Origin of the sequence: Niastella soli (genome assembly GCF_017742245.1) — a bacterium.
GTDB classification, from domain to species: domain Bacteria; phylum Bacteroidota; class Bacteroidia; order Chitinophagales; family Chitinophagaceae; genus Niastella; species Niastella soli.
This window is the reverse complement of the sequence record NZ_JAGHKO010000001.1, coordinates 1812545-1827753: the sequence shown is the minus strand read 5'-3', so window position 1 is coordinate 1827753 and position 15209 is coordinate 1812545. Positions and strand designations below refer to the sequence as shown.

Here is a 15209-nt window from a genome sequence, read left to right as displayed (position 1 = left end):
CTATATAAATAATTCTCCTTGTTTTGTCGTAACGGGTAAATTCATAAATTCAAAACGTTGGGCTATTTGCCACGATTTATCACCGAGGCGTCGTTTTAGAAATAACATGTTATCTGCTATAAATGAACCAGTAAACTGGCGGTGCGAAAATTCAAGCCAACCCTTTTCATATTGCCAGGGCACCAGCCTGCGGCCAATTGCAATAAACGGTTCATCAATAAAATGCGGCTTGTGTTCATTATCCAGTTTCATTAACCGCTGCGCATCCCGGATTTCACGCACCAGGTTTTGAACAGGTGTTTTTGTAGTAACATTTATAAATATGGTATGGGCCGGAAAGCTTCCATAATCTTTCAACGAAACTTTAAATGGCTGAAACCCCATCCCTACTACTTTCAGGCGATTTATAATCCGCTCTTCCATCATTTCTAACTGAGTAAACCGTACCAGCGCAATATGCGGCTTACTAATGAGGGCAGCTGAATTTTTATACGTTTCGCTGAACTCATTTCTAACTTTTGCAATTTTATTCCGCAACTCTTCATGCGGGTTCAATACCAACATGTATTCATTTATTCTGCAACCGGGTATAGACTGAATATTGATTTTCATAATTGATTTTTAAGGATGAAATAATATCAGGCCACTTCACTGAAGGATTTATGGTTAGTTGGTAAAAAACGAAATACGTTTATGGTTTTAGCGGCAGCAAAGGGATGGTCACGACCGAGCAAAACCAGTTCTGTAGCCATAAAATGGGCCCGAAAAGTTTTACGGGAATACACGGGCAGGCTTTTATGGTAAACAGATTCTGGTAATTCACTGGCCAGGGCAATATGCGGTATGCGGTCAATGCTATTGCTGGCCATGGCATGCACATGATTATCAAGCATTTTTAATTGACTGGCCAATTGCTGCATCGGCTGGTGGTTTTGTATGCGCAGGTAAATACTGTGTTGAGGAAAACCACTATAATTATTAAGTGTTACATCAAAGCTGTTGTGCTGGCTGCAAATACGTTGTATCCACCGGATCAATGTTTCTTCCATCCCTTCACCTGCATAAAAACCAGCCACCATTATATAAGGAAATGATTTTGTCACATTCTCTACTCCATAATTCATAAAGAATCGCTGTTTTTCAGCCATAATCTTTTCATATACAACGGTATCAGGATATATGACAAGTTTATATTCCCGCTGACCGCTGCCATTCCAGGCAAATGGGGTATTTTTTACTAACCCGGTATTCATAAAACAATTTTTATTGGATTATAAATTTAGCATAAATTTACTAAATAATTTAGTACACCAAAAATTAAATTATATGGAGGGGGATTATTTTAACGGAACATCGTACCGGGGAACAAAAAAGTTCTCGCAACAGGATGTTAAGACAGCCGATGCCACTGGCTTCGGCGCTGCGGCGGATGATTATATGGAACGCGGCATTGACCTGAATGAACAACTGATCCGTAATAAACCGGCCACTTTCTTTATGCGCGTACGCGGCGAAGCTATGACCGGCGCCGGTATATATGATGGCGATACCATTATTGTAGATCGCAGTATAAAGGCCGAAAGCGGTAAAGTAGTGGTGGCCGTGCTTAATGGAGAAATGTTCATCAGACGGCTCGAAAAAACATTCAACAAACTGCGGCTGCTATCAGAAAACAACAAGCACGCAACCATTGAGGTAGATGCATCCTGCGATTCACTGGGCATTTGGGGAGTAGTTACGTACTGTATTCATTTGGTTTAAATCGCTTTTACCGCTATTTAGCAAGCACCAACATAATTAAACCATTCCATTAAGCCATCCTTTGCGCTCATTGAGCCGCTCCGGTTTGCGGGGCGGCTCCCAACCCAAAAGCATAGTTTGTTATGAAAGCAATTGTTGATTGCAACAGTTTCTATTGTTCCTGCGAACGATTGTTCAGACCCGATCTGCAACACAAGCCGGTAGTGGTACTAAGTAATAACGATGGGTGCATCGTTTCCCGCAGCGATGAGGCCAAAGCGGCTGGAGTGGACATGGCGGCCCCTTATTTCGAATCAAAGCCACTTATTCAAAAACACAACATTTCAGTATTTTCTTCCAACTATAATTTATATGGCGATCTCAGCTGGCGGGTTATGGAAACATTACGCATGTTATTGGGCGACGCCAGCAAGGTAGAGGTATACTCCGTTGATGAAGCTTTTATTGATCTTGGTGATGTGTCTGAGGAAAAGCTGTATGACACTGCCATGAATATTCGGCTTACCGTTGAACAATGGACCGGCATTTCGGTATCCATCGGTGTGGCGCCAACCAAAACGCTGGCAAAGCTGGCGAACTATCTTGCCAAGAAAAACAAAGCTGCTACGCAATGTGTGTATGTGCTGGCCAACCGGCAACAACAGGTAACAGCCATGAAGCAAACCCGCGTGGGCAATGTATGGGGTGTTGGCTATTCCTATGCGCAAAAGCTCGTAAACCTCGGCATTACCAGCGCCTGGGAGTTAAGTACTATGTCTGAGGAATGGGCATATGCCAATATGGGTGGCGTAACCGGCGCCCGCTTAATCAGGGAATTAAACGGATTGCCTTCGCGCGAAATGGAAAAGCCCCTGGTTAACAAAAAAATGATCGCCACCACGCGCATGTTCGGGCAACCGGTGACGGATCTCAATGATATTAAGGAAGCTATTGCTACTTATATATCCAGAGCCGCTGAAAAATTACGCCGGCAGCACAGCGCCGCCAAAGTGATCAGTGTCTTTATTGTACCCCGGGAACAGAACTATGAAGTAAGTTTTCGCCGGGGCGCCACTGTAAGCTCTTATGTTACTTTACCTGCCGCCACCAGCAGTACCAGTGAATTAATAAAACCCGCCGTGCAGTTGGTAGAGTCGTTATACGAACAGGGTAAAGTGTATAAAAAAGCAGGGGTTATGCTGGCTGGGCTGGAACCGGATGAATCTATTCAGGGTAATTTGTTTTCGGCTGGTCCGCAGAAGTATCAGCGTCTGTTAATGGGCATGATGGATAATATTAACTTCAGCATGCGCGACGATGTGTTGAAGTTTGCTGCTTCCGGATTGGCGCGCAACTGGAAAATGCGGCAGGAATTACGCAGCAAACGATATACTACACGATGGGAAGAATTATATGAGGTCAGTTAATGGCCTGGTAATCGTTGAAGATTTAAGAACCCTTTTTTAATCGAAAAAGGTTATTTGCGTTCCGGCTGCCTGCCCTTCCGGTTCTATAAAATGCGGTTGAGCTAACTGCAAGCCGCAAGCTGCATTCAGTTTGTCGGTCAGGTAAATGATCAGTTCCGGGGAATACAATTCATCTTCCATATGCACAAAAAAATACAGTTCTTCCAATCCCTGCTCAATCCAGTTAATGATTCGGGCTATCCAGGCATCCAGGCGGATATAATCTGTAGGATGCATGCTATTGGCCACAAACCGTACAAAAGCTTTGGGAATGGTAAGATGCATATGGGCGCAGTCCCTGCGGCCTGATGTATCAGTTATAACAGCGCCTTTTTTGAGTAAATACAAAGTATTGAAGAATTCCTTTCGAATGGCTTCGTATGCAAACCAGTCGGGGTGACGCACTTCTAAAAAGAAGGTCACATCGGCGGGCAATGATTGCAGAAATGCAAACAATTCTTCTTTTCGAGCGGGGCCAAATGAATCACTCAATTGTATAAATACAGGCCCAAGGTGCTCTTTAAATGCTTTTACGCCCTCTAAAAACTCCCTGACCGCATTTTGCCTGCCCAGTAAACCACCCTGATGCGTAACGCCCTGGTACAATTTGGGACAAAAGATAAAATCCCGGCCACTGGCTTTATCGGCCCATTTGGCAATGGCGGTTTCATCATAAATTTTATAATGTGTGGCATTCAGTTCAATGCAATTGTAATGTTGTACGTAGTTGCTTAAAAAATCTTTCTCCTTTGCTTTCGCCGGATATATTTTCCCAAGCCAGCCCGGCACGCCCCACTGGGGACAGCCAATTCGTATGTTTACGGTGGGCTTTTTCACGCCCCCCAGGATCTTTTTATTGCCGGCAGGCTCCGACGGAAGTGTAAAATCCACCCTATCTAATTCACTTACAGGCAGTTTTCCAAACTTCATAGTAAAATAATTAACAGGCTTACAAGGTAATAAGTTGACAGGATTTTTCCATTTTTTAGCCATATCAACCCGCCAATCAGTTATCCGGTCAACTTTTTTTACCATCTTTAAAATATTGCTAGGCGCAGGCCGTCTACTCAGGTATAATACATGAAGGAGACGCTTACGATAGCATCTGGCATGACGGCAGACAGGAGACGCAATATAACGCAGGTCATTACCGACTACAGCAAACGCCTCATGGGCTTTATCCGCAAACGGGTAAACAATGAAGCCGATGCGGAAGATATATTGCAGGATGTGTTTTACCAGTTTGTTGGTAACACGCAGCCTATTGAGCAAATGACTGCCTGGTTGTTTACGGTAGCTCGTAATAAGATAATCGACCGGCAACGAAAAAAACGTCCAGAAGCCCTGGAAGACCTGTTTGGGGAAGAGGAAGGAGAAGAAGGCGGACTTAACTGGACTGAATTTTTATTTGATGCCAGCGACAACCCCGAGAAAGATTACCTGCGGACCCTCTTCTGGGAAGAATTGAACAATGCGCTCAATGAATTGCCCGAGGAACAAAAGCAGGTGTTTATATTAAATGAACTGGAAGGAGTACCATTTAAAGAAATTGCCGAACGGACCGGTGAAACGGTGAACACCCTGCTTAGCCGCAAACGCTATGCAGTGCTTCACCTGCGTAACCGGTTAAGTGTGCTCAAAGATGAATTATTAAACTATTAAACAACGTGTAACATGAAACGAAGATTCTGGTTTGGCAAAGCTGTTATGATCCTGGTATTCTGTACCACCTTTGTCATGTTGTTCAGCTATATAGTAATGAGATTGTGGAACGGTATATTGCCCGATGTATTGGGCGTAAAAACAATCACCTTCTGGCAGGCACTGGGCATACTGGTATTATCAAAAATATTATTCAGTGGCTTTGGTGGCTTTCACCATAAAAAAGAACAGTTCAGAAACCGCTTCCGGCAAAAAATGCTGGACAAATGGGAAAAGATGACACCTGAAGAAAAACAGCGATTCAAAGATGAATGGAAAAACCGCTGCAGCAGCTGGCGGAGAGGCCCTTTTAATGACCGGGATTTCCCCACCCACGAACCCGAAGCCGAGAACAGGTAAACCCGCTTTTTTAATAAAGCTTATAGGTTATGGAAGTGCTTGTATTTAAAACCAACCTGCGCTTTAAAAAGCAGATCAACGCGGTAACTCCCCATATCAACAACCTGCAGGGCATTGCCCGGTGGAATGTTGACCTCGACGATACCGACAAAATACTTCGAATTGAATCCGTTGATCTTAGCCCCCGCTCTGTTGAAGTTACGCTACAACAGGCTGGTTATTTTTGTGAAGAGCTGCAATAAGCTATAGGTATCTGCGCGAAAGATCGAACAGGATCTTTTTATCATCATCAGTTAATGCCTTGATCATAACAGTATCCTGCGGTACAAAATGCAACTTGAACGAACGGATGGCGGCCAGGGTATCTTTCACATTATAACCAATAATACGTAAGGCCTGGGTTGCATTAAAATAATCAGGCACTACTACGGCCGTAGTATCATACCACAAACCAAAACCGCGTTGCGACAATGTTTGCCAGGGAAAGAAATTACTGGGATCATTTTTGCGGCTTGGCGCAATGTCGGCATGACCAATAAAATTTGCAGCGGGTATGGCATAATGTCTCTTCAGCGTATCCAGCAATTTTACCAAACTGGTTATCTGTGCATCGGGAAATGGCTCAGTGCCGTTATTATCCAACTCAATACCAATGCTGCTTGAATTGATATCGGTAAAATTCCCCCACTTGCTCACCCCCGCCTGCCAGGCACGCAGGTAATCGTTCAACATATGGTGAATGGTACCATCCTTACAAATTACATAATGGGCACTTACTTTCGTACGCTCCAGCGTAAATGTTCTTAATGTTTGCGCGCAGGAGTTTTGCGCAGTATGGTGTATGATAACAAAGTTTGGTTTACGCAAATCGAAGTTGGTAGTACCTACTGCATAAACCGGCATAATGGCTGAATCAAGCAGGAGTTTATTAGGGACCGGTCTCAAATTGCTGGCTAACTGTTTTGCTTGCTTTTTGTAGAGCTTGTTGGTTTTGGCATAGGGATTATGCGCACAACTGTAAACAAGGGTCGAAATTATTATAGCCAAAAACAAACTACCTGCAAATACACGCATAGTGAACGGTTTTTTTACAACCTGTGCAAAGTAGTGAAGTTAGCTGTTAAGCAAAAAAAAATCCTCCCCGGTTAAGAGGAGGATTTTTTTATTTGGCATCCCTGATTATTTATTTAGGAGAACCACCGCCTATTCCACCACCACTATCATTGGCACGCTTGTTCTCTTCTTCTGCGCCTGTTTTACGTTGACGCGCTGCTTTCACCTGGCTGTTACCAAACCTGTACGTAAAGTTCAGCTTAAGCTGACGGCTTTCAAAGTTACCGCTTGCCACTGTGTGCTGCCCGGCATAATTGCTGGTGCCTTTCCATTTCAGCGTATGGAAGATATCACTTACCGATGCTTTGATATTACCCATTCCTTTCAATACAGTTTTCTGGAAACCTCCATCTACGCTCCACAGACTGTTACTTTTAATAGTACCCTGCCAAATAGATGGAGAAGTGAAGAACCCGCTCATTTCACCCGTCCAGCCTTTACCTAACTTAAATGTTTGTTGTGCAAAGAAGTTAAAGGCATACACATCCAGGTCAATTTTTCTTTCAGGACCATTGTCAGCCTTGTATTTTGAATAGTATGCATTCAAATTACCAAAGATGCTATACCATCTATACTGGAAGGGATAGCTGACGTTCAGGCTTACGATATCCTGGGTGGCCAGGTTCTTTTGTGAAATGAATGCTTTTGACTTTTCCGTTACATCAACCAGTTGTGAAAAGATATCTTTTACATGGCTATAGTTCAGGGTAGTGTTTAACCGGTATTTATAGGTATGGGTAAGTCCCACGCTGTTGGTATACTGCGGTCTTAACCCGGTGTTACCCTTTCTGTACGTATACTCATCCAATTTAAATTCAAAAGGATTCAGGTCCTGGTAATTAGGCCTGTCTATACGCCGGCTAAAGGTTAAACTATACTGGCTCATTGGCTTTTTGTTCAAAGTAATGGCCGCGCTGGGGAACAGGTTGGTATAATCCCGGGTAAAGGTAGAATCGTATGGAATGTATTTAAGCTGGTTGGCATCCCATGAGAACCCTTGTGACCTGCCCGTAGCGTGGGTATTTTCAACCCGCACACCGGCCTGTATCATAAAACCTTTGAACTGTCTGTTGTAATTAATATAACCGGCACTGATATTCTCCTTATATACAAAGTTGTTGCTGCGTGAAGTATCATAGTACTTTGTAACTCTGTCATTCGGGTCAACATCATACCGCTTGAAGTCATTGTTGCTTTCTACATATGAAAGCTTACCACCCAAACCTAAACGGCCTTTCTTTAAGTTTTGCTCATAGTCAGCCTTTAAGCTGTACAGATCAATGTCAGTAGGCGCATTCATGAAGTAAATACGACTGTAGATCGGTTTTGCTTCGTCGGTTGGATTGTAATAATCGTTTGGCTGATATTGATCGCTTTTGTTACGATAAGCGCCATAATCCGCATCGATATTCAACTCATGGCCCGAAGAATCGGCATACCGATAGTTCAGGTTTCCATTGATGTTATTCTTCTTATTCTTACTGGTGTTATTGGCTACCAATATCCGGTCAACAACCTGAGTAGGCATATAAGAAATAGGCGTACGGGCGTAGTTGTTGATGTCCTGATCGGTAAAAGAACCATTGGCCATAATACCGATCGTACTTCTTTTGTTAATGAAATAATCCATCCCTCCTTTAAAGTTATGGCTCTGGTTACCTACATTGATCTTTGTTTTTCCGTTAAACAGGGTATCATCTACCTCACGATGCAGGTTAACATTATTTTCGTTTGGATTATCATTATAGTTATAATTGCCAAATACGTTTACATACTTATTGCGGTTGTTGAGGGAGAAACCGCCATTGTACTTCGGCGTAATACCTATATTATAACCTGCGTTTACGCTTCCATTTGTACCATAGCTTTTGTTCTTCTTCAGCCTGATATTAATGATACCGGCATTACCGGCTGCTTCATACTTGGCGGAAGGGTTGGTAATGATCTCGATAGCTTCAATGGATGAAGACTGAATGGTCTTAAGATAATCTGACAGATCCTTTCCGGTAAAAGGGGTTGGACGGCCGTCTACATATATCTGCACGCCGTTTTTACCGCTTATGGTCAGGTTATCGTCTTTATCAACCATTACACCCGGTGATTTACGCAACAGGTCAAGGGCATCCTGACCTACTGAATTAATAGTCCCTTCTACATTCAAAATAGTTTTATCGGCCTTAACTTCTACCATAGGCTTACGGGCGGCTACCACTACCTCCTTTAAGTTACCAGCAGTTTTGGTTAACATTACTTCAGGAACTGTTACATCACCGGTCCCATTTACTTCAAATGAAGTAGATGTTCTTGATGCATAACCAGTAAAGGAAATCGCTACAAAATAGCTACCTGCGTTGACACCGGTAAATGAATACTGACCGGTTGCATTGGTAGCTGCCAGCTTAACCAGTGCGGAGTCTTTTACTTTTTTTAGTGTTACTGTTGCTCCGGATAAAGCTTTTCCTTGATCATCCTTAACATTACCCGTTATTTGTTGTGCCCTGGTAGCAGCTACACACAATAACAAAGGCAACATTATCAATATCAGCTTTTTCATGAATTAAAATATTTGCAGTTTTAGTCGGCAAAAGTATCTGCGCGTTACAGTGATCTTGCTTCGTATACACCAACGGCAAATAATAACTTTTAACGGTACGCTATAACTCAATGCTTCATAATTTGTTGTTATATCAATTCTATTTATTAAGTAGAATAATAAATGTTTAATCATTGAGTAAACTACGCTTACTTACAATTGTTTGTATGCATCATTGCGTACTACTACGTATTATATTTCAGTAGATAACTTTAGCATTTCACCACGCTGATACTTACTTTCACATGCATAAATCAGCAGTTCACACACATTGGTAACTATAAAATGAAGCTTCCGGTTATTTTTGTTTGCTGGCTGATCGTACGTAGTTCTTTATATAATGAAATGTTTGTCGATTCACACCTTCAATAGGAAGCGCAGGAGAATTGCTGGTAATAGATCCGTATTGCTACAGGGCCCCCGGAGTAAATATCCTTAGTTGGATACGGTCGTTCGCCGTGCACCTTTTGCGAACGTCTTGTATGCTGTTGAAAAACCCAAACCGGAAAAATAAATGAGGCCCCAACCTGAACCCACAAGCATCTGGAAAAGTTATCACAGCATGGAGTGACTGGGCTGGTCACTCCCCTGCGCTCCAATTTTACATTTCATTATACCTCTAAACTCTATAACAGTAAGTTCATCATAAAACGGGGTTCCATAAAGTCCTGCTTCGGCAGGATTTTTTTTGGTAAATGGTGAGTGAAACGGCAATCGGCAATCTCCGACTAATAGCCAGACTCGCTTTAGGCAGCAGTAAGACGTGAAAGGTGAAAAGTGAAATAAAACCAGGGCATATCACTGCGTTCGATGCAAAAACACCTTCGCTGCGCTCAGGAATACGTTCCGGCTGTTGAGATTAATAATTATTTTGCGGCGCCCAATCCTACTTCCTTCGGTCGCCGAAGCCTTGGCGTAGGTTACCTACTTCCTATTGACCGCGACACGCGCAGCGTGGAGCATCCCACTGTATTCCATTGACCCTGCCGATTGCCGTAGCGAGGCTCAAATGTCGTGACCTCTTTCACGTTTCACGTTTCAGAATTGCCTATTAGCAAATAATTGCTAACTTTGTTAGCACATGAAACGCTCCGGTACCGCTGATCTTCCTTTACATTATGGCGCAGTTCCACCCTGGCTGGCAGAACGCATGGCCAAACTGGGCCGGGCCATTACAGAGGTGATCCTGATGGAATATGGGAAGGCCGACTACATTCGCCGGCTGAGTGAGCCCTGCTGGTTTCAAAGCCTGGGCGCCGTAATGGGTATGGACTGGCACTCATCGGGTATTACTACTTCGGTATTAGGTGCATTAAAAAAAGCGCTCAATCCACTCTCAAAAGAGCTGGGCATTTATATCTGTGGCGGAAAGGGAAGTCATTCCCGCCAGGTGCCAAATGAATTGTTGGCTATTGGCGAACAAACCGGTTTGAATGCACAACAGCTTGTTCGCTGCAGCAAGTTGAGCGCCAAGGTAGATAACACCGCCATACAGGATGGGTTTCAATTATACCTGCATAGCTTTATAGTTAGCAATGAAGGAGAATGGACGGTAATACAACAAGGCCTAAATGATGCTACCGGCACAGCAAGACGCTATCATTGGCATTCCCAACAATTGCAATCATTCGTAAACGAGCCGCACACTGCCATCTGTGGTTTGCAGGCTGGTAATATTCTAAACCTGGTTGATAAAGAAGCAGCCCCTACCCGTTCCGGGATACTCACCCTGTCAAATAACGAATCACCCAACGAGCTGTTAACCGAAATAAATCATCTTGTTATGCCAGCCCACCACGAGGTGCAGGCAAAAGATGTTGACCTGAAAAGACTGGGCGCCATGCTTTGGTTAACGCATGAGAAGCAGCCTGCCGATTTTGAAGAGTTGTTATTGCTGGAAGGTATGGGCCCGCGCACGCTGCAATCACTGGCCCTGGTAAGTGAAGTGATCCATGGTACCAGCACCCGGTTTAAAGATCCTGCCCGATTTGCGTTTGCACATGGAGGAAAGGACGGACATCCGTTCCCTGTTCCCACTAACGTTTATGATGAAACAATCAATACCTTACAAAAGGCAGTAGAAAAAGCAAAGATCGGGCAAAGCGATAAACTGCAGGCTATAAAGAAACTTACAGAACTGGCTCAAAAAGCCGAGGAGAATTTTATTCCCAATAATAACTTTGAACAGCTCATAGAAAAAGAACGCAATGAATCCTGGCGTTACGGTGGCAGAACGGTTATGGGAAAAGAAAAGCCCCCATCCAAACGATCGAAGGGGGTTCAAATGAGGCTCTTTTGAAATAAATGGCCAGTTATTAAGTTCTAAGTTATTGTTCTTGACTTTTTCTAACCTATAGAACTGGTTAACTGATCACCCCTGTCAACGTGTTAACCAGTCAACCCTATCAACTATTTCCGCCTGGGTTTCCCATGATGATGATACCTTCTATTACCACCTTTACTCTTTGGACGTAACCTCGGCTGGTACTCAGGTGTTTTACCCAATTCCTCCGGAACAGCAGCCTTTTCAACCTCTTTACCTATCAGCTTTTCAATAATGGCAAACTTGTTCTGTTCAGGCTCACTCACCAGTGTAAACGCCATACCATCGGCTTCCGCCCGGGCCGTTCTACCAATACGATGCACATAATCTTCTGCATCGCGTGGCACATCATAATTGATCACCAGGTCAATGGTATCAATATCAATACCGCGGCTTAAGATATCTGTAGCAGCAAGTATGGGGATACGCCCACTGGTAAAACCATTCAACACATCTTCCCGTTGCGACTGCTCCAGATCGCTGTGAATCTCTGCAATCTTGAACTTCGCGCGTTCCATATCCCGCACCAATAATTTTACACTTTGTTTGCGGCTGCAAAAGATAAGTGCGCTCTTGAACGGAATGGTTGTTAAAATATGTTTAAGTAAAGGAAGTTTTTGTGGTTCATATACTACAAAAGCTTTCTGTACTATTTTCTCTGGTGGTTTCGATATAGCTATGTTGATCTCAGCAGGGTTGGTCAGGATCTTTCTTGCCAATTGCCTGATCTTCTCGGGCATAGTGGCAGAGAATAATAAAGTTTGCCGTTTGGCAGGCAACGCCCCAATGATCTTGTTGATATCATCCTGAAAACCCATATCCAGCATTCGGTCAGCTTCATCCAGCACGAGGAATTGCAGCTGTTTGAATTGTACATAGCCCATATTCAGGTGGGCGATCATCCGACCTGGTGTGCAGATCACAATATCAGTACCTGTTTGCAAGGCCTTTTTTTCAGCAACAAAGTTGCTACCGTCATTTCCGCCATATACAGCAATTGAACTCAGATTGGTAAAGTAAGACAGCCCTTCCAGGTGCTGGGCAATTTGAATGGCCAACTCACGGGTAGGCACAATTACCAGCGCACCAACCTGACCGTCAATGCGGTGAGTTAACAAGCGATTGATAAGCGGAAGTAAAAAGGCCGCTGTTTTACCGGTACCTGTTTGGGCAGAGGCGATAATATCTCTGCCAGCCAATATGGGTGGTATTACCTGCTCCTGTACAGGAGTAGCATTTTCGTAATTGCTGGCTTCAATGCCTTCTAATAAGTCAGGGTGAAAGCCGAATTCTGTAAAGCGCAAGATGTCAATTTATTTAGGTGTTTGCGGAGCATGGTCCTGCAGATATAATTATATACTAGCAAATATAATGGAATTTGGTCATGTAAATCAACAAAGTAGAAGCAATTCGTCCGGGCACATCCTTTGCCATACTACCTAAAAGTAGTATTATGGAAAAAAGAGCATTAGGTATTATACTCGCACTAATTGGCGTAGTGGGACTTATACTGGCCGGTGTAAACTTTATGAATGGGGGTGCCGGTACGCATAACATAAAGCAAATCATTATGTATGGCATACTGGGCGCCATCTTTTTCTTTGCCGGGGTAGGCCTTATCCGCAATACACGCGATAAAGCAACCTAGCAAAATGTGGAATTAGGTTCTCAATAATTGTTACTTTTTTCATAAAACCGGCTACCACGTTCTCTTCCTGCTATTCTGTTAATCCATAAATAGCCGATCTTATTTATGCCTGAAGGACCCAGCATTATCATTCTCAAGGAAGCCGTACAACTGTTCAAAGGCAAAAAGGTCCTTTCAGCAGCCGGTAATACCACCGCCCTGGATAAGGAAACCCTGGTCAATCAAAAAATTATTGACTTCAAAAGCTGGGGAAAACACTTTCTCATCTGTTTACCAACAATTACTTTGCGTATCCACTTCCTGTTATGGGGATCGTACAGCATTAATGAACAAACTAAAAAGAATCCCCGGTTGCATTTACACTTCAATAACGGCGATCTTTATTTGTATAGTTGTTCTATAAAGATATTAGAGGAAGAACCCGATCAGGTGTACGACTGGAGTGGCGATGTACTTAATAACACCTGGGACGAAAAAAAAGCCAGAAGAAAATTGAAGGCTCAGCCTGATCAACTGGTATGCGACGCCTTACTCGATCAAAACATCTTTGCCGGTGTAGGAAATATCATTAAAAATGAAGTATTGTTCCGTATCCGGGTTCACCCCGAAAGTATTATCAAATTGTTGCCTCCACGTAAACTCACCGAACTGATCAGGGAAGCCCGTATTTACAGCTTTGATTTTCTGGAATGGAAAAAAGCATTCGTGTTAAGAAAACACTGGCTGGTACATACGAAAAAGATCTGTCCGCGATGTAACATCCCGATCATAAAGCAACACCTTGGAAAAACGAACCGTCGTACCTTCTATTGCGAGAACTGCCAGGTGCTATATGCAGAAGCCCTGGCGAAGGCGGGCAGAACGCTTGCCCGAACGAAACCGCCAGCTGGCGGAGAAGGCGGGCGGAACGCAGCAACCTTAAACCGGAAAGCTAAAAGTAAATATCTCAAGGTAAAGAAGTCCTCAAAAAAGAAAGTCCGGAATCATTCCCTTTAAAATAATTTCCGGACCCTGTTAGCGTTCAGTACTACGGTCCTTACTCATATCGTAAAGCCTCAATAGGATCTAACCGCGACGCTTTTTGCGCCGGGTAGTACCCAAAGAATACCCCCGTTATAGCGCACACCATAAACGAAAGCATGATGGACGATTGTGATACCAATGTGGGCCACGATAAAAACAGTGTTACCAATCTCGAAGCTGTAATGCCAAGAATTACTCCTAAAATACCACCGGTAATACTGATCAAGATCGCTTCAATTAAAAACTGAAACAGGATATCGGTTCCCTGGGCACCGATACTCATACGCAACCCGATCTCCTTGGTACGTTCAGTAACCGACACATACATGATGTTCATAATGCCTATCCCCCCCACTACCAGTGAAATACCGGCTATGGCGGCCAGTAATACGGTTAACAACTGACTGGTTGAACTAAAAGTATTGATAAGCTCTGCCTGCGTACGCACCATGAAATCATCTTCATCTGTTGCTTTTAATTTATGCGAAGTACGAAGAATATCAGTTACCTCTGTCGTGGCCTGCGCACTGCTGTTTTCGTCTACTGCAGAAGCGTATATATTTTGAATATAAGGGATGGCCAGTATCCTTTTTTGTACGGTAGTATAAGGCGCAATAATAATATCATCCTGGTCCTGCCCAAATGCGTTCTCCCCTTTTTCCCCTAATACCCCAATAACCTTAAATGGTATTTTATTAAACCGGATGATCTTGCCTACCGGGTCTTCTGAGCCAAAAATATTTTCCACTACGGTTTGTCCTATCAAACAAACTTTATCAGCTGTATTCACATGCTCTTGTGTGAATGTGATACCATCTTTCAACGGCCAGTCACGAATGGTTAAATAATCGGGGCTTACTCCCTGAATAGTAGTAGGCCAGTTCAGGGCACCGTTAATGGCCTGTCCTCTTGATTGCACCGCCGGTGACACAGCGGTAATGTAGGTAGCCTGCTTTTGAATGGCTTTTACATCATCCAGCGTCAGCGATTGCAAACCCGATGCATCGAGTCTGGCCCCGCCACCTACGGTTTGATTACTGCTGGGGCGTATGGTGATCATATTCGAACCCATGCTGCTTAACTGGTCCTGGATGCTTTGTTTGGAGCCCTGCCCTATGGCCACCATAGCGATCACAGCTGCCACGCCTATAATTATTCCCAGCATGGTCAAGAATGCACGCAGCTTATTACGCTGTAGTGCTTTCAATGCAATTCGTATGAGGTTAAAAAGTTTCATTGTAG

At 43.6% G+C, this 15209-nt stretch carries 16 protein-coding genes; 9 read left to right on the top strand and 7 right to left on the bottom strand.

What is annotated here, in order from left to right:
• A complete protein-coding gene (locus J7I42_RS07540) occupies nt 1–612 on the bottom strand; it encodes a 2'-5' RNA ligase family protein (RefSeq protein ID WP_209138170.1) in 612 nt (203 codons plus the stop codon).
• 26 nt (nt 613–638) lie between these two features.
• Nucleotides 639–1253, bottom strand: coding sequence for a 2'-5' RNA ligase family protein (locus tag J7I42_RS07535; protein ID WP_209138169.1), 615 nt, complete (start codon nt 1251–1253; stop codon nt 639–641).
• A 73-nt stretch (nt 1254–1326) separates the two neighbouring features.
• On the opposite strand from J7I42_RS07535, the gene J7I42_RS07530 reads away from it, so the two are divergent.
• Both J7I42_RS07530 and J7I42_RS07525 read left to right on the top strand, forming a co-directional pair.
• A complete protein-coding gene (locus tag J7I42_RS07530; protein WP_209138168.1) occupies nt 1327–1761 on the top strand; it encodes a LexA family protein in 435 nt (144 codons plus the stop codon).
• Between the two features lie 122 nt (nt 1762–1883).
• Entirely contained in the window at nt 1884–3167 is a 1284-nt protein-coding gene (locus J7I42_RS07525) for a Y-family DNA polymerase (RefSeq protein WP_209138167.1), read from the top strand.
• Between the two features lie 36 nt (nt 3168–3203).
• Here the strand turns inward: J7I42_RS07525 and J7I42_RS07520 are convergent, their stop codons facing one another.
• The gene (locus J7I42_RS07520; RefSeq protein ID WP_209138166.1) at nt 3204–4136 is read right to left on the bottom strand and encodes a DUF72 domain-containing protein; all 933 of its coding nucleotides are present in this window, start codon (nt 4134–4136) and stop codon (nt 3204–3206) included.
• 150 nt (nt 4137–4286) lie between these two features.
• On the opposite strand from J7I42_RS07520, the gene J7I42_RS07515 reads away from it, so the two are divergent.
• Genes J7I42_RS07515 through J7I42_RS07505 form a run of 3 tightly spaced genes read left to right on the top strand, consistent with a single transcriptional unit; the run spans nt 4287 to nt 5509 of the window.
• On the top strand, nt 4287–4868 hold the full coding sequence (locus J7I42_RS07515; RefSeq protein WP_209138165.1) for an RNA polymerase sigma factor: 582 nt from the start codon (nt 4287–4289) through the stop codon (nt 4866–4868).
• Between the two features lie 12 nt (nt 4869–4880).
• The gene (locus J7I42_RS07510; RefSeq protein ID WP_209138164.1) at nt 4881–5267 is read left to right on the top strand and encodes a hypothetical protein; all 387 of its coding nucleotides are present in this window, start codon (nt 4881–4883) and stop codon (nt 5265–5267) included.
• A gap of 29 nt (nt 5268–5296) precedes the next feature.
• On the top strand, nt 5297–5509 hold the full coding sequence (locus tag J7I42_RS07505; protein ID WP_209138163.1) for a hypothetical protein: 213 nt from the start codon (nt 5297–5299) through the stop codon (nt 5507–5509).
• 1 nt (nt 5510) lies between these two features.
• Here J7I42_RS07505 and J7I42_RS07500 read toward each other — a convergent pair whose 3' ends face one another.
• Nucleotides 5511–6341, bottom strand: a complete 831-nt coding sequence (locus tag J7I42_RS07500) for an N-acetylmuramoyl-L-alanine amidase (protein ID WP_209138162.1) — start codon at nt 6339–6341, stop codon at nt 5511–5513.
• 109 nt (nt 6342–6450) lie between these two features.
• A complete protein-coding gene (locus tag J7I42_RS07495; RefSeq protein ID WP_209138161.1) occupies nt 6451–8934 on the bottom strand; it encodes a TonB-dependent receptor in 2484 nt (827 codons plus the stop codon).
• A gap of 849 nt (nt 8935–9783) precedes the next feature.
• Between J7I42_RS07495 and J7I42_RS07490 the strand changes: the two genes are divergently transcribed.
• Complete coding sequence (locus J7I42_RS07490; protein WP_209138160.1) at nt 9784–9954, top strand: hypothetical protein; 171 nt, start codon at nt 9784–9786, stop codon at nt 9952–9954.
• A 100-nt stretch (nt 9955–10054) separates the two neighbouring features.
• The gene (locus J7I42_RS07485) at nt 10055–11272 is read left to right on the top strand and encodes a DUF763 domain-containing protein (RefSeq protein ID WP_209138159.1); all 1218 of its coding nucleotides are present in this window, start codon (nt 10055–10057) and stop codon (nt 11270–11272) included.
• 110 nt (nt 11273–11382) lie between these two features.
• Here J7I42_RS07485 and J7I42_RS07480 read toward each other — a convergent pair whose 3' ends face one another.
• Nucleotides 11383–12600: a DEAD/DEAH box helicase gene (locus tag J7I42_RS07480; RefSeq protein ID WP_209138158.1), complete on the bottom strand. Its 1218-nt coding sequence runs from the start codon at nt 12598–12600 to the stop codon at nt 11383–11385.
• A gap of 149 nt (nt 12601–12749) precedes the next feature.
• On the opposite strand from J7I42_RS07480, the gene J7I42_RS07475 reads away from it, so the two are divergent.
• Together J7I42_RS07475 and J7I42_RS07470 are read left to right on the top strand one after the other, a co-directional pair.
• On the top strand, nt 12750–12944 hold the full coding sequence (locus J7I42_RS07475) for a hypothetical protein (RefSeq protein WP_209138157.1): 195 nt from the start codon (nt 12750–12752) through the stop codon (nt 12942–12944).
• Between the two features lie 105 nt (nt 12945–13049).
• Nucleotides 13050–13940 carry a DNA-formamidopyrimidine glycosylase family protein gene (locus J7I42_RS07470; protein ID WP_209138156.1) on the top strand — a complete coding sequence of 297 codons (891 nt, stop codon included), beginning with the start codon at nt 13050–13052 and terminating at the stop codon, nt 13938–13940.
• Nucleotides 13941–13980: 40 nt separating this feature from the next.
• Here the strand turns inward: J7I42_RS07470 and J7I42_RS07465 are convergent, their stop codons facing one another.
• On the bottom strand, nt 13981–15204 hold the full coding sequence (locus J7I42_RS07465) for an ABC transporter permease (protein ID WP_209138155.1): 1224 nt from the start codon (nt 15202–15204) through the stop codon (nt 13981–13983).
• Nucleotides 15205–15209 lie beyond the last annotated feature (5 nt).

What these genes read in the sequence shown, in the direction of transcription:
- J7I42_RS07490 (WP_209138160.1), top strand. Translation starts at nt 9,784, where the DNA reads ATGCAAAAACACCTTCGCTGCGCTCAGGAATACGTTCCGGCTGTTGAG.
- J7I42_RS07510 (WP_209138164.1), top strand. Translation starts at nt 4,881, where the DNA reads ATGAAACGAAGATTCTGGTTTGGCAAAGCTGTTATGATCCTGGTATTC.
- J7I42_RS07515 (WP_209138165.1), top strand. Translation starts at nt 4,287, where the DNA reads ATGAAGGAGACGCTTACGATAGCATCTGGCATGACGGCAGACAGGAGA.
- J7I42_RS07475 (WP_209138157.1), top strand. Translation starts at nt 12,750, where the DNA reads ATGGAAAAAAGAGCATTAGGTATTATACTCGCACTAATTGGCGTAGTG.
- J7I42_RS07470 (WP_209138156.1), top strand. Translation starts at nt 13,050, where the DNA reads ATGCCTGAAGGACCCAGCATTATCATTCTCAAGGAAGCCGTACAACTG.
- J7I42_RS07535 (WP_209138169.1), bottom strand. Translation starts at nt 1,253, where the DNA reads ATGAATACCGGGTTAGTAAAAAATACCCCATTTGCCTGGAATGGCAGC.
- J7I42_RS07495 (WP_209138161.1), bottom strand. Translation starts at nt 8,934, where the DNA reads ATGAAAAAGCTGATATTGATAATGTTGCCTTTGTTATTGTGTGTAGCT.
- J7I42_RS07505 (WP_209138163.1), top strand. Translation starts at nt 5,297, where the DNA reads ATGGAAGTGCTTGTATTTAAAACCAACCTGCGCTTTAAAAAGCAGATC.
- J7I42_RS07485 (WP_209138159.1), top strand. Translation starts at nt 10,055, where the DNA reads ATGAAACGCTCCGGTACCGCTGATCTTCCTTTACATTATGGCGCAGTT.
- J7I42_RS07530 (WP_209138168.1), top strand. Translation starts at nt 1,327, where the DNA reads ATGGAGGGGGATTATTTTAACGGAACATCGTACCGGGGAACAAAAAAG.
- J7I42_RS07540 (WP_209138170.1), bottom strand. Translation starts at nt 612, where the DNA reads ATGAAAATCAATATTCAGTCTATACCCGGTTGCAGAATAAATGAATAC.
- J7I42_RS07520 (WP_209138166.1), bottom strand. Translation starts at nt 4,136, where the DNA reads ATGAAGTTTGGAAAACTGCCTGTAAGTGAATTAGATAGGGTGGATTTT.
- J7I42_RS07525 (WP_209138167.1), top strand. Translation starts at nt 1,884, where the DNA reads ATGAAAGCAATTGTTGATTGCAACAGTTTCTATTGTTCCTGCGAACGA.
- J7I42_RS07465 (WP_209138155.1), bottom strand. Translation starts at nt 15,204, where the DNA reads ATGAAACTTTTTAACCTCATACGAATTGCATTGAAAGCACTACAGCGT.
- J7I42_RS07500 (WP_209138162.1), bottom strand. Translation starts at nt 6,341, where the DNA reads ATGCGTGTATTTGCAGGTAGTTTGTTTTTGGCTATAATAATTTCGACC.